Consider the following 18,761-nt stretch of genomic DNA (forward strand, 5'->3'; position numbering starts at 1 on the left):
GTGCTCATGGCGATCTATCACCTGCATGCAAAGGTCATCAGCCGCGCTACCGGCCGGAGCGCCGTGGCGGCGGCGGCCTATCGAGCGGCGTCCCGCCTGCATGACGTGCGGCTGGATCGCGACCATGACTTTTCCAACAAGAGCGGCGTGGTGCATTCGGAAATCCTGCTGCCCGATGGCGCGCCGGAGCGGTTTCTCGACCGTGCGACCCTATGGAATGAGGTCGAGGCGATCGAGAAACGCAAGGATGCCCAGCTTGCCCGCGAGGTGGAGTTTGCACTCCCGCGCGAAATGACCCAGGTGCAGGGGATCGCGCTGGCACGGGATTTCGTGCGTGAGCAGTTCGTGGAACACGGCATGGTCGCCGATCTCAATGTACATTGGGATATTGGTGAGGACGGACAGGCGAAGCCGCATGCCCATGTGATGCTGTCCACGCGATCTGTGGATGAGAACGGGTTTGGTGCGAAAGAACGCTCGTGGAATGACAAGGAACTTCTGCTGACATGGCGGGAGCGATGGGCGTCACTTGCCAATGAACGGCTGGCCGAGCTGGACCTGGACGTGCGGATCGATCATCGGTCGTTCGCGGCACAGGGGATCGACCTTGAGCCGCAGAACAAGATTGGTCCGGCTGGGATGCGCCGGGAAGAGCGGGGCGAGGATGCGGAACGGGTCGCTGATCATCTGGAGATCGCGCGACGCAATGGGGAAAGGTTGCTGGCCGAGCCGCATGTGGCGCTGGAGGCGCTGACCCGGCAGCAGAGCACGTTTACCCGGCAGGACATGGCGCGGTTTGTGGACCGGCAGACGGTGGACGCTGAACAGTTTACGGCCGTCATGGTTCGGGTGGAGGCATGTCCGGAGCTGGTCGCGCTCGGGAAAGACGGGCACGGGCGGGAGCGGTTCTCCACGCGCACGATGATCGGGGTCGAGCAGCGTCTGGAAGAAGCGTCGCTCGCGATGGGGCAGTCTCAGGGGCATGCGGTGCCGCTGGCGGTGCGTCGGGCAGCGATGCAGCATTCCGGTCTTGGCGAGGAGCAGGCGCTGGCGGTGGGCGAGGTCACGAAGTCCCGCGACCTGTCCGTGGTGGTCGGGTATGCTGGGACGGGGAAGAGCACCATGCTGGGTGTGGCCCGTGCGGCATGGGAAGAGGCCGGGTACCGGGTGCGCGGGGCGGCGCTGTCGGGGATCGCGGCGGAAGGGCTGGAAGCGGGGTCTGGGATTGAGAGCCGGACGCTGGCGTCCCTGGAGCGGGCGTGGGAGCGTGGGTTCGACCTGCTGGAGCGCGGGGACGTGCTGGTGGTGGACGAGGCCGGCATGGTGGGGTCACGGCAGATGGAGCGGGTGCTGTCTGCCGCGCGCGGGGCCGGGGCCAAGGTGGTACTGGTGGGCGATCCCGAGCAGTTGCAGGCGATCGAGGCTGGTGGCGCGTTCCGGGCGGTGGCCGAGCGGGTCGGGTCGGTGGAAATCACCGCCGTGCGCCGGCAGCGTGAAGGCTGGCAGCAGGCGGCCACGAAGGAGCTGGCGACGGGGCGGACGGGTGAGGCGCTGGGTCGCTATGAGGCGGCTGGCCTGGTGCGCGGTCATGACACGCTGGAAGAGGCGCGGGCCGGGGTAGTGGCCGGGTGGGATGAAGCCCGGCAGGCCGCGCCAGAGGACAGCCAGATCATGCTGGCGCACCGGCGTGTCGATGTGCGGGCGCTGAACGAGGCGGCGCGCGCCATCCGGCGGGAGGCGGGTGAGCTGGGTGACGACGTGCTGGTGCCAACCGCCCAGGGCGAGCGGGTGTTTGCGGACGGGGAGCGGGTCTACTTCCTGCGCAATGACCGGGAGCTGGGGGTAAAGAACGGCACGCTGGGCACGGTGCGGGGTATCGAGGGATCGGCCGAGGCCGGGGATCTGGCACTGTCGGTGCAGCTCGATGGGCCGGGTGGGACCGGGACTGGCCGGGTCGTGTCCGTGTCGGTGGCGGATTATGACGCGCTGGATCATGGCTATGCGGCCACCATCCACAAATCGCAGGGTGTGACGGTGGACCGGGCGCATGTGCTGGCGACGGGGAGCATGGACCGGCACGGGGCCTATGTGGCGCTGTCGCGGCATCGGGAGAGCGTGTCTGTCCATTGGGGGCGTGATGATGTGGGCGACCGGGACGGGCTGGTGCGGCGGCTGTCGCGCGAGCGGCTGAAGGATACCACGCTGGATTACCCGCATGTCCGGGATCGGGATGCCGGGTTTACGCGGCGGCGCGGGCTGTCTGTTCCCGAGAGCGAGATCGTGGTGGAGCGTGAACAAGACGCCTCTGGCCCCCGGCAGGACAGGCTGGCTGAAGGTGTGCCTATGCCAGATCCGGCACCGGCACAGCAGAAACGCGGGATGTTCGACGGGCTGGACCTGTCCGTGCGGGGGCGTGGCCGGACGGCGGAAAAAGACGTGTCGGCCGGGATGGATGCCGGGTCCGGCAAGGGGGAAAGTGGTGCTGAGCGTGAGGCTCCCGCCTCTCCCTTTGCCGGGTTGCGGTTGCCGCGTGTGCAGCGCGAGCAGGTGCCGGCCGGGTTTGTGCGGGGTGGTGATCCGCTCCACCAGGTGGTGGAGCAATATGCGCGGTCGGTGCGGGACATCGGGCGCATGGTGGAGCAGGACCTGCCAGTGCTGGAGCACCAGAAGAAGGCATGGCTTGATGCCAGCACGGCCCTCGAACGGCTAAGGCCCGGGGCGGTGATCGCTCTGGAAACCGCCGTGAAGCATGAGCCGGAGATCCGGCAGGCCCTGTACGGGCAGGAAGGGCCGGCACGGGCACGCAGGCTGGTCGAGGGGCTGGAACACGAGGACAAGGTGCGGAAGAGTCCGGAATTGCGGGCGGCGCGGTTCGTGAAGGCGTGGGACGGGCTGAGCCGCGAGCAGCAAAGTGTGGCGCTTAAGGAGCTGAAGCGGGATCCGCAGCTTGAATCTCTTCTGCGGCAGAAAACGCGTGAATTAGGAATCGAGAAGGGATCGACGCTCGATCATGGATTGCAGCCGCAGCGCACGCGCTCCCTGTCGCGCTCCAAGGATCGGGGAATGGATATGGGGATCTAAAACAGGAGACGTACAGAAAACTGTACGTTATAGTAGTCATGGAGGATCGATCATGACCTGTGTTTCCTATACCGACCTGCGCCAGAACCTGGCGCATTATCTGGACGAAGCCGTGAACAGCCGCGCGCCGATTGTCGTGACTCGCAAGACCGGGAAAGGCAGTGTCGTGCTGATGTCGGAAGAAGAATTCTCCGGCTGGCAGGAAACCGTGCATCTCCTGAGCAGCCCACGCAACGCGGAGAGGCTGTTGCGGAGCATTCGTGACATCGAGCACGGGGTGGCGACCGAGCGTGATCTTCTGGAGCCGCAGGGTGAGCCGTCGGCGTGAAGGTCATTTTTCATGAAGATGGCTGGGAGGATTATCTTTCCTGGTTCCAGTCAGATCATGCTGTTCTTGGGAAGGTTAATGCCCTGATCGAGGATGTAAGGCGGCATCCATTTCAGGGGCTGGGCAAGCCGGAACCACTGAAGGGACAGCTTTCCGGGTGGTGGTCCCGACGGATTACGGGGGAACATCGTCTGGTCTACCGGGTTCAGGGCCGCGCGGGAGCGGATCAGCGGATCGAGGTTGCCCAGTGCCGGTTTCATTACTGAAGGAGAAGCGTCATGAGCGAGACGGATCCGGCAGCCCGTGCCTTTGAGGATCTGTGCGCCGAAATGACGGTGCTCCGGCGCAGCGTGGAAGCGCTGCCCCAGGCATGGCGGGACAGCCGGCCGCCAGACTACACGCCGGACCTGGCCAGGCTGGTCAAGGCCCTGAACGACGTGGGCGCGCGTATGAAGGCGATCGAGGCCAGTCCGACGCTGAAGATGACGCCGCAGGCCTATGGGCAGGGGGTACGACAGGCAGGGCTTTCCGTCTGTCAGGACATGCAGGCCGCCTTTCATACCGCGATCCGTGCGGTTCAGGTGGAGCGGCAGCAGCTGACCGACATTGTCGGGCAGGCGCGCACCCAGGACCGTCAGAATTGGTGGGTGCTGAAGGTCGGGCTGGCCTGTCTGGCTGTCGGGATCGGGTTCTCGCCTATCCTGACCTACCTCCTGCCGTCATCACTGGGGACGCGCGTGGCCTCGTTCATCGTAGGCGGACAGGATCGGTGGGAATCTGGTGCGTTGATGATGGAGGCCGACAATCCCGAAAGCCTGCGGCATATGGTCCGGGCCAACCGACTTGTGGACGCCAGTCGGGACCGGATCACTGCCTGCCAGAAAACGGCCAACGAGACGAAGATGGACCAGCCCTGTGTCCTGACCATCCGGCCGGATGGGTCATAAGCGTCCTGTCAGGACAGGAGATCATGCACGCTCATGCCGTCGAGGATGGCCATAAAAGCATCGGTTGCCTGTCTGGTCAGGTGACGGAGACGGCAGGCATCTGCCAGGATGCAGGGTCTGCCCTGAAGCGGCGCACAGCCGGTCATGACTTCACCTTCGGTTTCCATGAGGCGGATGACATGCCCGACATTGATGTCTTTCGGGGAGCGGGCTAGGCTGACGCCACCATTCCTGCCCCGGGTTCCCACCAGGAGACCATGATGGCACAGGTCGTTGACGACCTTCATAAGATGGTTGTGGGAGATATTATGCCGCTCGGCGATGTGCCGGATCGTCATGCGGTTTTGTGTGTGTCCGTGGCGGGCCAGATGGATCAGTACGCGAAAGGCGTGCTCCGTACGCAGGGTCAGGCGCATGAGCCTGGTCGCCCGTGAGTCGGGCTGAACGGTCCGGAAGGCGTGCAAAGGGACCCGGGACCATAGTCTGAAGAGGCCAGGGTTTCGAGCTGGTTGCTGACGCGCATCCAGAAGGCGGCATCATCCTCAAGGCCAGCCTCGACGCACCGGCCAATATGGTGTCGCGCGCGTTCCTTGGCGCCTGGCAGCCCGTATTCGCGCAGGAAGGCCACCATCATGGCGTCCGTATCCATGATTTCATGGGTCGGCCTGTTCTGTGTAACCGTCATGCATCCACCCCTTTCTCACGCCTGTCCTGTGACGACAGCCGGGGAAGGAGGAATGACAGGTATGCGTCTCCTGCCCGCCCTGGCGTCGGGCGGGTAGAAACGTGTTCCAAAAGGGCAAAAGCACGCCCTGCCTATTTCCACTACGGCAGACAGGTCTCCCTGTTCACCGCTGGACATAGTCCGGGTGTTGTATTGGGCAGGCCACCCGACAAGGAGGCCGCCCTTTTGGAAAAGGCGTTTCTACGCGCCTCTTTCAAAATACCACATGCTGTCTGACAGCACCACCCGCCCAGGCTCCTGGTCGCGGTCACAGGAAAGGAGAAGGGAGTGCTGCTGCTCTTTTTCAGACGGCCCTGATGGGACCTGGATAGGACTGCACGAGTGGATCATGGGTCAGGAGGAGGAGCCCTTCGACCGTGGCCTGGGCGATAAGGATACGGTCGAAAGGGTCGCGATGAATATCGGGAAGCTGTCCAACTGCCACGGCATGCTGGCTGGTGACGGGGAGGTCTTCATACCCGTTCTCGATGAGGCCACGACGCAACAGATGCGGATCAACCTGGAAGTCTGCCCGGCCAAGCCCGGCCTTGATCGTGACTTCCCACAGGCTTGCGGCGCTAAACATCAGGATGTTCAGAGGGTCTTCCATGAATGTCCGGGCATCGGTGGAGAGTTTCCCCGGGTTTCCGGCCGCCCACAGGAGCAGGTGGGTATCGAGCAGAAGCCTCATGCCTGCCCGTCGAACAGCACGCCGATCTCTTCGTGTCCCATATGATCAAAATCGTCCGGGACCTGGATTTTGCCAGTCAGAAAGCCCAGACGCTGCCTGTGCTGTTCTTCAGGGGCACAGACAGGGCTGACCCGCACAACCGGCTTGCCGGCCCTGGCGATGATGAAGCTTTCACCCTTTGTGGCGGCATCGATCAGCCGGGACAGGTGGGTCTTGGCTTCATGGATATTGACGACACGCATGGCATCCCTCATTGACTTGGTCATACAAACTTAGTTTGTTTTGGGCAGATCGGCAAGAAAAAGCGGAGAGCAGCTGCGCTGCTGTCTGACTGCCAGAATGACTGTCTTGGAAAATGAAAATTTCAGATCAAAAATAAATAACTGTTATACATTATGTATTATATAGACGAATACAGTGCATATTTGTTGGTTGTATCAGGATATTCCTACATAAAATGTATAAAATATGCCGCTATTCAGCCGCAGGTTGAATTAATTCTTCTGTTGCCGCCCTACATGTCAAACTGTATTCATAAATGACGAAATGTGTCGTTTTCAGGGCGACGTTCCATTCAATACAGGACCGACCGGTGATCGCCGGTCAGGCTGACCGTTCAGGGGGTTACTGATGCAGTTCAGGGCCGTTGCTTGTGCTTTTCTTTTTTCTGCTTCCCTGACGGGCGTATCCCATGCTGCGGGAACGGCAGCGGTCCCGGCCCCGTCTGCCGCGCCATCGCCTGCAAAAGGGGCTTCTGCTTCTCCGCAGGCCCCGGCCCAGCCTTCGCCGATCACCACGCAGCAGACTTTTGGCGCCTGGCAGGCCAACTGCACCTATGCGCCCGCGACACGCGCGGCTTCGCTGTGCGTGGCGGCCCAGCAGCTGAGCATGCAGCAGCAGGGCAAGGCCGTGCCGCTGGGCATGGTGATCGTCGCCCGGGCCGCGACTGACAAGGTGGCGATTACCGCGCGCCCCTACGAGCTGAGCGTCATGACCCCGCTGGGCTTCGACCTCACGAAGCCTGCGACCCTGTCGATGGATAACGGCAAGCCGGTCAGCCTGCCCTATCTGGTGTGCAACGCATCGGGCTGCCTGTCGACGCTGCAGGCGACGCCCGCCATGATCACGGCACTGAAGGCGGGCAAGACCGGCCACATTCGCGTCAGCCGCGTGCCCGCGCAGGGCGGCGGCACGGTCACGATCAATTATGACATGAGCCATTTCTCCGACGCCTTTGGCGCAATCGAGACCTGGTCCAGCCAGAAAGCGCCTGCCTGAAGCCGGCGGCATAGTCCGGATCGCGCGAGATGCGCTGGCAGTTTTTCGCCGCCTCGACCGTTCTGGCAATGCCCGGTGCGGCGCTGGCCCAGGTGCCGGGCCTGCCCGGCGGCGTGATGCCGGCGGGGCCGGGCTCGTCGCAGGACCAGTTCCAGCGCTTCGAGCAGCATCAGGAGCAGCTTGACGCGCTGCCGCCACCGTCAAACGACATCCAGATCCAGAAGCCGTCCGCCCTGCCACAGGCATCAAAAACCTGTGTTACGGTGCATGACATCACGGTCGAAGGCGCGCAGCACCTGTCGCGCGCTGTGAGCGATGCGATCACCGGTCCCCATGTCGGCACCTGCATGTCGGTGCGCGATCTCAACGGACTGATCAACGCGCTCAATGCCGCCTATATCCGCCAGGGTTTCATCACTTCGCGGGCCTACCTGCCCGAGCAGAAGCTTTCCAGCGGGCACCTGCGGATCGTGGTGATCGAAGGGAAACTGGCGGGTGTCCAGTTACAGGGCCGCCCGGCCCGGCTGGCGACCGTCATGGCCTTCCCCGGGCTGCACGGGAAGATCCTCAACCTGCGGGACCTGGAACAGGGGATCGAGGACATGAACCGGCTGAGCCACTGGGGGGCGCGCATGCGCATCGCCCCCGGCGGCAGGGCAGGGGCGTCCACCGTGGTGGTCACCGCGCCAAAGCGTGGCGTGCTGCACGGCCAGGTCTGGTTCGACAATTACGGCCAGCAGATTACCGGGCAGGAGACGGGCCATGCCATGCTCACGGCGGAAAACCCGCTGGGGCTGCTGGACCTGTGGTCGGTGGAATATGACCACTCGCTTGTCGGCCATGCCGGGCAGCGGGGCACGTCCTACCTGTCGGTCAACGGGTCGATCCCGTTCGGTTACTGGACCGTGTTCGGGTCGTGGTGGCGCTCGCAGGACGACTATCCCCTGCTGGCCCTGACCGATGTCTACCACCTGGGCGGCAGCCGTCGTGACTGGCGCCTTGGCATCTCGCGCGTGCTGCTGCGCAACCGCATCGGCGTGACCACCTTCCAGGCCAGCTACGAGCGCAAGTCGTTCGGCTCGGAGATCAACCATACGGTGATCGACACCGAGACGGCGCGGCAGGCCTTCGTCAACGTGCAGGTCAGTGAATCGCTCAAGGGCTGGGGCGGGGTGTGGTACATCACCGGCGGCCTCAAGGTCGCGGTGGATGGCGCGGGCACGTGGTCGAACTTCACCCGTCCCGGCTGGCAGGACCCGCACTCGTCCTACCTCAAGCCCTCGCTGGATATCGACGGTTACAAATCGCTCACGCGCGGCGTGCTGTGGCACACCACGCTGCACGGCGAATACAGCACGCGCGACCAGTTCCCCACCAATGAACTGCAGGCCGGTGGACCGTATACCGTGCGCGGCTTCCTCGAGCAGGTCCTGCTGGGCAATGACGGCGGCTACATGCGCAACGACTTCTCGTGGCAGCTGCCCACAAAGGGCCTGAAGTGCGGGAAGTTCGCCTTCATCTGCCGCCACGTCATCGAGGGCACCCAGCTTTATGCCGCCCTTGATGTCGGCGTCGTGCGCGCGGGCTTTGCCTCGTCCTCCACGCCGCCCGCGCTGCGGGGTGGCGAGATGGCGGGCGGCGGCCTGGGGCTGCGCAAGACCACGGGGCCGTTCTTCTGGAACGTCTCCCTGACCCATTCCATGTATACCGGCCCGCTTCCCTCGGAAGGGCTGATCCCGCTGTTTCAGGTTGGAGCGAAGATATGATGAAGACGCCCCGCAGGGTTGCCGCACCCGATATCATTCCGGGTCCGTCACGTCTTCAGCGCTGCGTGCATGTCTTTGCCGCCGTCTCCCTGTTCCTGGCCTCGACCGTGTCCGCCGCATCCGCCCAGCAGGCGGAGCCGCAGATCGTGGTCGATCCCCATGCCGGCGGCCCCGAGCCGACGCTGGACAAGACCCAGAACGGCATCGACCAGGTCAATATCGCCACCCCCAACGCGGCGGGCGTGTCGCATAATGACTTCATCCAGTATGGCGTGCCCGAAAGCGGCGTGATCCTGAACAACGCCACCACGGCGACCGAGACGAAGATCGGGGGCGTGGTGTATGGCAACACCAATCTTGACGGCCATGCCGCCAGCCTGATCCTCAACGAGGTGACCGGCAACCTGCCGACACAGATGCTGGGCTATACGGAAGTGGCGGGGCACCAGGCCTCGGTGGTGGTGGCCAACCCCAACGGCATCACCTGTGCGGGATGCGGGTTCATCAACACCGCCCATGTGACCCTTGCCACCGGCACGCCGGAGATGGATGCCAGCGGCAACCTGAAGGATATCGTCGTCCGGGGCGGCAACATCACCTTCGAGGGGAAGGGCGGGGACTTCACCACCGTGCCGGTGCTCGACATCCTGTCGCGCTCGGTGACGCTCAAGGCGCAGGTCAATGCGCAGACGGCCACTATCGTGGCCGGACGCAACCGGGTCGATTACGGCACCAACGCGGCCCATCCGCTGGCGTCCGACGGCACGGCCGCCCCGGAATTCGCGATTGATACGGCGGCCCTTGGCGGCATGTATGCCAACCGGATCTACATGGTGGTCAATGAGGCCGGCGCCGGCGTGCGGGTTGACGGCACCATGGCGGCCAATGCCGGGGACATGACGCTGACCGATGCCGGCGACCTTGTACTCAACGGTTCCATGGCGGCCTCGGGCAACCTGCAGGCGCAGGTGGGCGGGCAGGTCAGCAATGCCGGGACGCTGCAGTCAGGTGGCGGGATGCAGCTGGCGGCAGGCAGCGCCCTGAATAACAGCGGGACCATTGGCGGCGGTACGACCCTGGCTGCCCGGGCGGCTGCGATCGGCAATAGCGGGACGGTGACGGCCGGGGCTGGCGCGCTGTCGCTTGCCGCGACCGGTGCGCTCGATAACAGTGGCGGCATCGGCGCATCCGGTGGCGCCCTGTCCGCCCGGGCAGGGTCGCTCGCCAATACCGGCACAATTGCAGCCCGGACGGGTCTGACGCTCGCCAGCGGCAGCACGCTGTCCAATGCCGGTGGCCAGATATCGAGCACGACCGGGCTGGCCTCGATTGCCGCCGTGGGGGCGCTGGATAATACGGGCGGGAAGATCCTCGACCAGTCGGGTGACATGACGCTGTCGGCGCAGGCCGTCACCAATAATGGTGGGGCGATCCAGGCGGGGGGCAGCCTGACTGCTGCACTGGCCAGCTATACATCCGACACCACGGCTTCGTTGACGGCGCAGCAGGCCCTTGCCGTCACCGCCACGGGGGCGGTCGATAACGAAGGCACGCTGGGTGGCGGCACGGGCGTGACCGTGACGGCGGACCACATCGCCAACGGAGCATCCGCCCTGCTGGTTGCAACCGCAGGCAACCTCACCCTCAACGCGGCGGGGACTGGTGGCCTGGCCAATACGGGGATGATAAAATCCCAGTCGGCATCGGGCAGCCTGACGATCGACGCCGCCACGCTGGCCAACAGTGACAGCATCCTTGCCGCAGGCACGCTTGGCGTGCGCACGGCGGGTACGGTGACCAATACGGGTACGTTATATGGGGCAGGCGGCCTGAGCCTTGCTGCGGGTGGCGCCCTGTCCAACAGGGGCGGGCAGCTTGGCAGTGATACGGGCGTGGTGCAGCTTGCCGCCGCCAGCCTCGACAATACCGGGGGCAAAATCATCGCGACGGATGGTGGCCTGAACATCGATGCCGCCAGTGTCGCCAACAATAACGGCTGGCTGCAGGCAGCCGCCCTCATGTCCATCGTGACGACCACGCTCGACAATACCGGCGGGACAGTGCTGGGCGGGACATCCGTCACCCTTGCCCGCGATGCGACGGGTGCGGCCCTTGACCACCTGACGAACGCATCGGGCCTGGTCGAGGCCAGCAATGACCTCACGATCAGCGCGGTGAGCGTTGACAATACATCTGGTGGCCTGGTCGGGAAAACCGGTTCTGTTGCCATCACCGATAACGGGTCGGGGCAGGGACTGTTCACCAATACGGATGGCGCGGTCCAGGCGGGTGGCGCGCTGACGCTTGCGACCGGCCAGTATGCCAGCGACACATCGGCTGCCCTTCAGGCAGGAACCGCGCTTGACCTGTCGGTCACGGGGGCGGCCGATAACGAAGGGGCGATTACGGCGGGTGACGGGCTAAGCCTTTCGGCGGCCAGCCTGGTCAATGGCGCGAAGGGCACCATCGGTGCCCTCGCCGGTGACACGACGATTGCCGTCCACGGGAATGCGGCATCGCCTGCCCTGTCCAACGCTGGCGCCATCGAGGACGCGGATGCCGCCGGTATCCTGAAGGTTGATGCGACGTCGCTTGCCAACACGGGTACGATCATCTCGCAGGGGAACCAGAGCGTCGACGCCGACGGCCTCATGCTCAATGGCGGTGAGATTGCTTCCCTCGGGGGAAGTAGCGCGCTTGTGGCGACCGACCTGACCAATAGCGGCCTGATCGCAACTGCGGCAGGGCTTGACGTGTCCACGACGGATGACCTGATCAATACCGGCACGCTGTATGGCGCGACCGGACTGACGCTTGGGTCAGGGGGCACAACGTCCAATCAGGGCGGGACCATCGGCACGGGGGCTGCGGGCGCGCTGGCCATGACGGCGGCACAGGTCGCCAATGACAATGGCACGATCCAGGCCGGCACCAGCCTCGCGCTTTCCACCGCAGGTCTCGATAACGAAGCCGGCACGATCCTCGCGGGAGGCGCCATCGGGATCCGCAATGGCGATGCCACGACGCCGCTGACCGCCCTTGATAACCGCGGCGGCGCGGTGCAGGCGGGTGGCAACCTGACCATTGCGGCGGCCAGCCTCGCCAACACTGCCGGCACCCTGGTCAGCGTGGGCGGCAACGTCACGCTCTCCGCAGGGTCTCCCGCCACATTGATGGCGACACTGGACAACACGTCGGGCGGCATCATCCAGGCGGCCGGGAGTGTCTCGATCGCGGCCGGCACGATCGGCAATGACAATGGCCGCATCCTCGCACTCGATGGCAACATCGCGCTGGATGCCGACAGCGCGCCCGCATCCGCCCTGGCTTTCTCGAACGCCGGTGGCGCGGTCAAGGCGGCCGGGAACCTGTCGCTGGTGACGGGGACCTGGTCCGATGATGCCACGGGCGTCATGAGTGCCGGTCAGGGCCTGTCCGTGGTGGCGGCGGGCGACATGGCTGTTGCGGGCACGCTGGTGGGCGGGCAGGGGCTGGGCCTTACGGCCGCTGGCCTGACGACCGCTTCCAGCGGGTTGATGGCGACCGAAAACGGCGTGCTCTCCCTCGTCCTGACCGGAACGGGCAGCGGTGATGGCCTGTCCAATGCCGGGCGGATCGAGGCCGAAGGCCGTGGCGCCACCCTCGACGTCACGACGCAGGTGGCCCTGGCCAATGGCGGCACGCTCGTCTCGCAGGGCGATGTCACCCTTGCGGCGCAGGGCGTGACCAATAGCGGCGAGATCGGTGCGCTGGCTGGCCTGGTGGACCTCAACGCGGCCTCCCTTGCCAATACCGGGACGCTGGTGGCGTCCGACCAGATGAACGCGACCCTGTCCGGCTCCGTGTCGAATTCCGGCCTGGTCTACGGCACGCAGGGCGTGACCCTGAAGAGTGGCGGCGCGATCGACGATACCGATGGACGGATCGGGGGCAATGGCGCGGTCGCCCTTTCGGGGGCCAGCCTGACCAACACATCCGGCGCGGTCATCTCGGGTGCGGGCGCCGTGAGCGTCACCACGACCGGCGCAGTGGGCAATGAAGGCGGTGCGATCCAGGGCGCGGGCAATGTCGCGCTGGCGGCGGCGGCGCTCGATAACACCAGCGCCGGCCGGATCGTCAGCACCGGCGGCACGCTGGATGTCCGCAATGCAGGCGGCGGCGCGATGGCGCAGCTTGCCAATGACGGTGGCGCGCTGCAGGCGGGCCAGGATATCACGCTGGTTGCCGACAGCCTGACCAACGGGTCGGGCGGCCTGGTCAACGCGGCCGATGGCAGCCTGCTGCTCTCCGCCGGCGGCACGCAGGCGGCCGCCAGCATCAATAACGCGGGCGGCACGCTGCAGTCATGGGGCAACCTGACCCTGGTGGCGAACGGGCTGGACAATGACGGCGGCAGCGTGATCGAACGCTCCGGCCAGAATACCCTGTCGCTTGCAAATGCTGGCGGCAGCGCGATGACCGGGTTCAGCGATACGGACGGCGTGGTGCAGGCGGCGGGCAATCTATCGCTTGATACGACCTCGCTCGGTGGTGCTGCGCAGCTGGTCGCAGGGAACACGCTGGCCGTGACGCTCACGGGGGACCTCGACAGTGGCATGCTGTTCCAGTCCGGGGGCGACACGCTGCTGCGGGTCGGGGGCGACTACACGGCCGAGGCCGGTGGCGGCGTGCTGGCCGGGGGCAACGTCACCATCACGGCGGCATCGGTCACCAATAACGGCGCCCTGATGGCCGAAGGCGGCGTCCTGGACGTCTCCTCGGGCGGGGCGATCACCAATACCGGCCTCATTGATGGTGTGGCCGGTGTGGCCCTGGACCTGCCCGGCACCCTGACCAACCAGCTTGGGGCCATCCTTTCGGATAACGGGTCGATCGGGATCGGCAATGGCGCCAGCGGGGCGGCCACCGCCGTGTTCAACCGCTCCGGCGAGATCGTGGCTGACAGCGCCAGCGGGGATGTCCTGATCAACGCTGGCACGGTCACCAATGATGTCCTGGGCGGGGTGACGGTCGTCGCCAATGCCGTCCTGTGGAGCCATAGTTACGCGGGCGGCAGCAATGTCGATATTCCCGTGCCGGCAGGCCTGCTGGATACCGTGACCGGCGCACAGGGCACGGGCCAGCTTGTCGGTCATTCCCAGGGCGGCACGATCTATGTGCAGGAAGATGGTGGTCGTGCCACGCTCAACAACGCCGCCTCCCTGATCTCGGCCGGGCGTGATGTGGATATTACAACCACAGGTGGCATCATCAACGATGCCAGCCATATCGCGGCGGGGCGCGACATCAATCTCAGCGGGGGCAGCCTCGACAATATCGGCTACGCCGTCCAGCATGCTTTCTATGTAACCTGCAAGGCCTTCTACGGCTGTAGCTGGACCAGTCAGTCCGACCCGGCCTTCAAGGGCGGGTCGACGTCGGCCGTAAGGCACAAGAAGAAGTTTGGCCTCATTACGGTCGGCCATTACTGGACGGCCGCTCCGCAGCCCAAGGAAAAATGGGGTTCGAGCGAGACCTATTACGGCCCGACCGGCACCATCGTTGCAAAAGACAATATCACGGGCACCTTCACGGGCACGATCAACAACCAGACGGAAATCGCCAACGCGAGTTCCAGTGAATATACCAGCTATACCGGCGAGACGCCGGGCGGCCTGTCTCCGGTGGCTGCCGCTTCGTCTGCGTCCGGGGTTGCGGCTGACGCCGCGCTGAACGGCGGGGCGACGGCGGCCCTGGCGGATGTCAGCACCGGGGTCGCGGGGGCGGCCGGCACGCGGAGCAGTGCGGCGGCGCCCGCCACCACGGGCGGCACCCTGGCCTATCAGGGGGTCGAGACCGCGCAGGTGAAGGCGTCGGCGACGGCCCAGGAAGCCGCGATGACGCTGCCGGGATTTGCCACCAGCAGCGACCCGACCATCCCGACGGTGATCTCGGCCATTCCGGGCGGCAGCGCGCTGTTCATCGCCGATCCGGACCCCAGCGCGCATTACCTGATCGAGACCAACCCGAAATACGCGACCTTCAGCGGCTTCTATGGCTCGCAATACCTGGTCAACCGGCTGGGCGACAACACGGCGGATTACGAGTTCCTGGGGGATTCGTATTTCGATACGGAGTTCATCCAGCAGCAGATCGTGGCGTCGACGGGCCAGACCTTCCTTGGCAGCAGCTACGAGACGGCCAACGAGCAGATGGAACTGCTGCTCAACAACGCGGTCTCGGAATCCAATGCGCTTGACCTGACCTTTGGCGCAGCGCTGACGGCCAGCCAGCAGGCGGCGCTGACGCAGAACATTGTCTGGTATGTGCCCGAGACGGTGGACGGGCGCAGTGTGCTGGCGCCGAAGCTGTATCTGGCCCCAGGCCAGGCGACGCTTACGGACGGGGCGGAGATCTCGGCGACCAACGTGTCGCTGACCGGCTCGAGCATCAACAATACCGGCACGATCAACGCCAGCAACGCGCTGTCGCTGACCGCGACCAGCGGGGATATCGTCAATGCCGGCGGGACGCTGTCGGGCGGCAGCGTGGCGCTGGCGGCGCTGAACGGCTCGGTCGTCAACGAGGACCAGCTCAATACCTTCATGGTCGATGGCGGGAAGGCGCAGTCACTGGGCGCGCAGGGCACCATCACCTCGGGGGGCGATGCGCAGATCCATGCGGCGAAGGACATCACGTTTGATGGCGGGTCGCTCAGCGCGCTGGGCGATACCACGCTTGTGGCAGGGCAGGGGATCACGCTGGGTTCGGTTGCGGCGAGCGCGTCGCAGGACATCGAGCAGCATGATTACAGCCACCGCGCGGCCGAGACGGAGAATTTTGGGGCGTCGGTCAGCACGGGCGGGAACCTGACGGCGGCCGCCCTCGGCGGCGACCTCACCCTGGCGGGCGCCACGGTCGCGGCCGGGAAGTCGGCCACGCTGATGGCGACGGGCAACGTGAACCTCAACGCGGTCACCGACAGCCAGTCCTCCTATACCCGCACCGTCGAGCACGGCTTCCTGAACAGGACCACCACGACCTCGAGCGAGAGTTCCACCGACCAGGTCGGCAGCACGGTGGCGGCCAATGGCAATGTCACCATGGTCTCGGGCAAGGACATGTCCGTGGCGGGCACTGTCGCAGGCGGCGGCAATGTCACGCTTCAGGCAGGTGGCAGTCTTACGGAGAATGCGCTCCAGAGCACGGCGCAGTCATATTACGATAAGGAAAGTAAAGGATTTTATTTTGATACTGACGGTGCCAAGGCTAGGGTTGGGTTCGGATCTTCCAAAGAAAGCGTCAGTGACAGCAGCACGACCTGGACTCCGAGCATGATTGTGGCGACTGGGGGCACCCTGTCTGCTACCGGCGGCGGCCCAGTAGTCATCAACGCTTCTGATCTTGTTGCCGCGAAGGATCTGAACGTAACCGGATCCTCTGTCCTGCTCAACGCACTGTCTGATGTATCCAGCACGAAGCAGACCAGCGATTTCAAGTTCATTGGCGTGCAGGTCGGACTGTCGGATACCTCCCTTGTCGGACAGGCCGCCAATCTGGCCCTGTCGGCGGCCCAGACTGCCAGCGACAAGGACATGGCGACCCAGTCACTGGATGCCCTGTCAACTGCGGAGAGCGGCGTCAGTATCGGGAAGACTGTGGCCACGCTCGTGGATACCAAGCTGGCCGCGACAACATCAGACGTAACGAAATCCAACATAGAATTGGTAGGAGTACAGGCGGAAGTCGGATTCGAGCATGACAGCAAGACATCCGAAACTATTTCGACCACGGCAAAGGGAGCTGAAGCAGAAGCTGGCGATGGACTGACCATGACTGCGACCGGGGCGCAGCCTGCGACAGACAGCAATGCCGGGGATATCATCGCCACGGCCGCGAGCCTGTCAGGTGAGAGTGTCACGCTGGCGGCGCCGGGCAATATCCAGCTCCAGTCGGGACAGGACACCACGCATACGACTACCAGCCAGACGGCCCTGTCCGCTTTTGTCGGCGCGACGGCCTCGCTGAACGCCAATCTGCAGTGGGGGGTCAGTGTTACGGGGCAACTCAGTGCCTCCCATTCCCACACGAATTCACAAAGCACGACACAGGTAGATACGACGGTCACGGGTGCGCAGAATGTGAGCATCGATAATGGGGCGGGGACGACCACGCTGGACGGGGCCAGGGTATCCGGTGGTTCCGTAGATGTGGCGGCGGGTAACCTGAATATTACCTCGGCACAGAATACGGCAAGCTATCTCAGCACGAATGAGAGCGCAGGCTTCAGCTTTGCCGTTCCCGTCTATGGCACGGGCGGGGAGATGGGTTTTTCGGTCAATGCCTCGGCAGGGGTTCTGTCTGACACTTACGCCTCGACGGAAGCCAGTGGCCTTTCCGGGCTTTATGCAGGTCAGGGCGGCCTTGATGTCGATGTTGCCAGCAGCACGACCCTCAATGCCGGCGTCATGGAAAGCACGGCGGCATCCGGCAACATGGTTACAACGGGTAGCCTGACGGCGAATGATGAACAGAATAAATCAGAATATGCCGGCGCATCTGCCAGTATCTCATACGGTAATCTGGGGAGTGGAGGGAATACAGGACCGGATCAAGGAATAGAAAATACAAAAAGAAAAACTTTTGATGGAGGAGCTAATGTAAGCGGATTTGCGGCACCAGTAATTGGTATGACTTCATCGAACAGCCTCTCTTCTATTGGGTCAAATATCACAATTAATTCCGGATCTACGTCAGGTGTCGTGTCCCGTGATCCATCAACTGCAAACCATGCGATCAGTAATGATTTTGATACGAATGAAGCGGGCGAGATTTTGTCCCTAACGAATAGTTTCGAAAAGTCGGTCAAGGCTGCGTACAACGAGTCAAATGCGGTAAAGGCAATGCCAAGCAATAAAAATTTGACAGATCAAGAAAGGATAGAAAATGACAAAAAATAACAATGTTAAAGGATTGTTTTTTGCAATATCTTCGTCGCTTCTTCTTTTTGGTTGTGTGCAGCCTACGCCACCAAAAATACCATTAAATATAAATGAAGTATCATGGGCAAAGAAAAAAGGGAGTGCTTCTATTAAAGGATGTGTTAGTGGAGGATATTTTGAAAAATATCATAACTATCAAGTTCCTAATGGAACATATGATTCTTATCCAATAGAAAGTTCATATCACGATAACCCTTCTCGAAATTTTACAATAGACCTTCTTCCCGAAAATGATTATATGTATAATCTTTCAGAAAAAATGAAACATTACTACTTGTTGCATAGCTATCATACATTGAATGATCCCCGATGGGTTGAATCTTCGGTTATGCCATTTATTCCTCATATTTCGTGCCCTGCAGATGGCCCTAATACTTGCCCATCGAGAGGGCATTTTAATTTTAATAATCTTCCTGCAGGAAACTGGTATATAGTGGCTGGATATAATGCAACCAAAGAAGACAATGCTGTGGCAGTTACCGTGCAAAAAATAACAACCATTGATGGGCAGACAGTTCCATTCGTTTCTTGGTTTGGGGTATTGAATAAAAATCAATGTACGCCTTGATTTATGAATTGAATCGCACCGGGATTGGCGGAGACCGAGGTATGTAAGTTACATGGCGATGGAGTAAGGTCCTCCCGAGTGGCGTAAAACGGACCTGTCAGGAATTTCGTGTTTGGGCGTTTGATGTGAAAGAAGGAGCAGCTCTACCGGAAGTGTCCTCTTTGTAGTGTATGGACCATTTCTTTGATCGGCAGGTTTGACGTAGAAATCCGTCGCGCATTGCTACCTCTGATAATGGCATTTATCAAAAGTAGGATGGCAGCTTACGCCTCATCTCGGTCGTTTGGACCACAAGGTTGTTTGCCAAATAGCGGACATCAGCGCTTCAAAGCCTCGTTGCAGAGATTGTCTGGATCTCACTGATTGCACCTATTGAATGATCCCAAGACACAGACAG

Annotated in this window: 12 protein-coding genes; 8 read left to right on the forward strand and 4 right to left on the reverse strand. The window is 62.8% G+C overall.

Features of this window, described 5'->3' with window-relative positions; genetic code table 11:
• Positions 1-6 precede the first annotated feature (6 nt).
• From traA to S101446_RS17340, 4 genes are read left to right on the forward strand one after another with little or no spacing between them, the layout of a single operon-like run.
• Entirely contained in the window at positions 7-3,081 is a 3,075-nt protein-coding gene (traA, locus tag S101446_RS17325; protein WP_087609098.1) for a Ti-type conjugative transfer relaxase TraA, read from the forward strand.
• Between the two features lie 52 nt (positions 3,082-3,133).
• Positions 3,134-3,409 (forward strand): type II toxin-antitoxin system Phd/YefM family antitoxin, encoded by a 276-nt coding sequence (locus tag S101446_RS17330; protein WP_087609074.1) that lies wholly within the window; start codon positions 3,134-3,136, stop codon positions 3,407-3,409.
• The gene (locus S101446_RS17335; RefSeq protein ID WP_087609075.1) at positions 3,406-3,675 is read left to right on the forward strand and encodes a Txe/YoeB family addiction module toxin; all 270 of its coding nucleotides are present in this window, start codon (positions 3,406-3,408) and stop codon (positions 3,673-3,675) included. Before S101446_RS17330 ends, S101446_RS17335 begins: the two co-directional genes overlap by 4 nt.
• A 12-nt stretch (positions 3,676-3,687) precedes the next feature.
• Complete coding sequence (locus S101446_RS17340; protein ID WP_087609076.1) at positions 3,688-4,356, forward strand: DUF6118 family protein; 669 nt, start codon at positions 3,688-3,690, stop codon at positions 4,354-4,356.
• Positions 4,357-4,364: 8 nt separating this feature from the next.
• Here the strand turns inward: S101446_RS17340 and S101446_RS17345 are convergent, their stop codons facing one another.
• From S101446_RS17345 to S101446_RS17360, 4 genes are all read right to left on the reverse strand, one after another.
• A complete protein-coding gene (locus S101446_RS17345) occupies positions 4,365-4,772 on the reverse strand; it encodes an RrF2 family transcriptional regulator (protein WP_087609077.1) in 408 nt (135 codons plus the stop codon).
• Positions 4,763-5,041 (reverse strand): hypothetical protein, encoded by a 279-nt coding sequence (locus S101446_RS17350; protein ID WP_087609078.1) that lies wholly within the window; start codon positions 5,039-5,041, stop codon positions 4,763-4,765. Before S101446_RS17350 ends, S101446_RS17345 begins: the two co-directional genes overlap by 10 nt.
• A gap of 343 nt (positions 5,042-5,384) precedes the next feature.
• A complete protein-coding gene (locus S101446_RS17355) occupies positions 5,385-5,771 on the reverse strand; it encodes a type II toxin-antitoxin system VapC family toxin (protein WP_087609079.1) in 387 nt (128 codons plus the stop codon).
• The gene (locus S101446_RS17360; protein ID WP_087609099.1) at positions 5,768-6,013 is read right to left on the reverse strand and encodes a type II toxin-antitoxin system Phd/YefM family antitoxin; all 246 of its coding nucleotides are present in this window, start codon (positions 6,011-6,013) and stop codon (positions 5,768-5,770) included. The genes S101446_RS17355 and S101446_RS17360 overlap by 4 nt, the downstream gene beginning before the upstream one ends.
• A gap of 388 nt (positions 6,014-6,401) precedes the next feature.
• On the opposite strand from S101446_RS17360, the gene S101446_RS17365 reads away from it, so the two are divergent.
• Genes S101446_RS17365 through S101446_RS17915 form a run of 4 tightly spaced genes read left to right on the forward strand, consistent with a single transcriptional unit; the run spans position 6,402 to position 18,364 of the window.
• The gene (locus tag S101446_RS17365) at positions 6,402-7,049 is read left to right on the forward strand and encodes an invasion associated locus B family protein (RefSeq protein ID WP_087609080.1); all 648 of its coding nucleotides are present in this window, start codon (positions 6,402-6,404) and stop codon (positions 7,047-7,049) included.
• 29 nt (positions 7,050-7,078) lie between these two features.
• Complete coding sequence (locus S101446_RS17370) at positions 7,079-8,815, forward strand: ShlB/FhaC/HecB family hemolysin secretion/activation protein (protein WP_087609081.1); 1,737 nt, start codon at positions 7,079-7,081, stop codon at positions 8,813-8,815.
• Entirely contained in the window at positions 8,812-17,754 is an 8,943-nt protein-coding gene (locus S101446_RS17375) for a beta strand repeat-containing protein (protein ID WP_087609082.1), read from the forward strand. Before S101446_RS17370 ends, S101446_RS17375 begins: the two co-directional genes overlap by 4 nt.
• Complete coding sequence (locus S101446_RS17915) at positions 17,741-18,364, forward strand: carboxypeptidase regulatory-like domain-containing protein (protein WP_146220231.1); 624 nt, start codon at positions 17,741-17,743, stop codon at positions 18,362-18,364. Before S101446_RS17375 ends, S101446_RS17915 begins: the two co-directional genes overlap by 14 nt.
• Positions 18,365-18,761 lie beyond the last annotated feature (397 nt).

This window comes from Komagataeibacter europaeus (assembly GCF_002173515.1).
Lineage (GTDB): Bacteria > Pseudomonadota > Alphaproteobacteria > Acetobacterales > Acetobacteraceae > Komagataeibacter > Komagataeibacter europaeus.

What these genes read in the sequence shown, in the direction of transcription:
- S101446_RS17915 (WP_146220231.1), top strand. Translation starts at nt 17,741, where the DNA reads ATGACAAAAAATAACAATGTTAAAGGATTGTTTTTTGCAATATCTTCG.
- S101446_RS17375 (WP_087609082.1), top strand. Translation starts at nt 8,812, where the DNA reads ATGATGAAGACGCCCCGCAGGGTTGCCGCACCCGATATCATTCCGGGT.
- S101446_RS17330 (WP_087609074.1), top strand. Translation starts at nt 3,134, where the DNA reads ATGACCTGTGTTTCCTATACCGACCTGCGCCAGAACCTGGCGCATTAT.
- S101446_RS17365 (WP_087609080.1), top strand. Translation starts at nt 6,402, where the DNA reads ATGCAGTTCAGGGCCGTTGCTTGTGCTTTTCTTTTTTCTGCTTCCCTG.
- S101446_RS17345 (WP_087609077.1), bottom strand. Translation starts at nt 4,772, where the DNA reads ATGCGCCTGACCCTGCGTACGGAGCACGCCTTTCGCGTACTGATCCAT.
- S101446_RS17340 (WP_087609076.1), top strand. Translation starts at nt 3,688, where the DNA reads ATGAGCGAGACGGATCCGGCAGCCCGTGCCTTTGAGGATCTGTGCGCC.
- S101446_RS17360 (WP_087609099.1), bottom strand. Translation starts at nt 6,013, where the DNA reads ATGCGTGTCGTCAATATCCATGAAGCCAAGACCCACCTGTCCCGGCTG.
- S101446_RS17370 (WP_087609081.1), top strand. Translation starts at nt 7,079, where the DNA reads ATGCGCTGGCAGTTTTTCGCCGCCTCGACCGTTCTGGCAATGCCCGGT.
- S101446_RS17355 (WP_087609079.1), bottom strand. Translation starts at nt 5,771, where the DNA reads ATGAGGCTTCTGCTCGATACCCACCTGCTCCTGTGGGCGGCCGGAAAC.
- traA (WP_087609098.1), top strand. Translation starts at nt 7, where the DNA reads ATGGCGATCTATCACCTGCATGCAAAGGTCATCAGCCGCGCTACCGGC.
- S101446_RS17350 (WP_087609078.1), bottom strand. Translation starts at nt 5,041, where the DNA reads ATGACGGTTACACAGAACAGGCCGACCCATGAAATCATGGATACGGAC.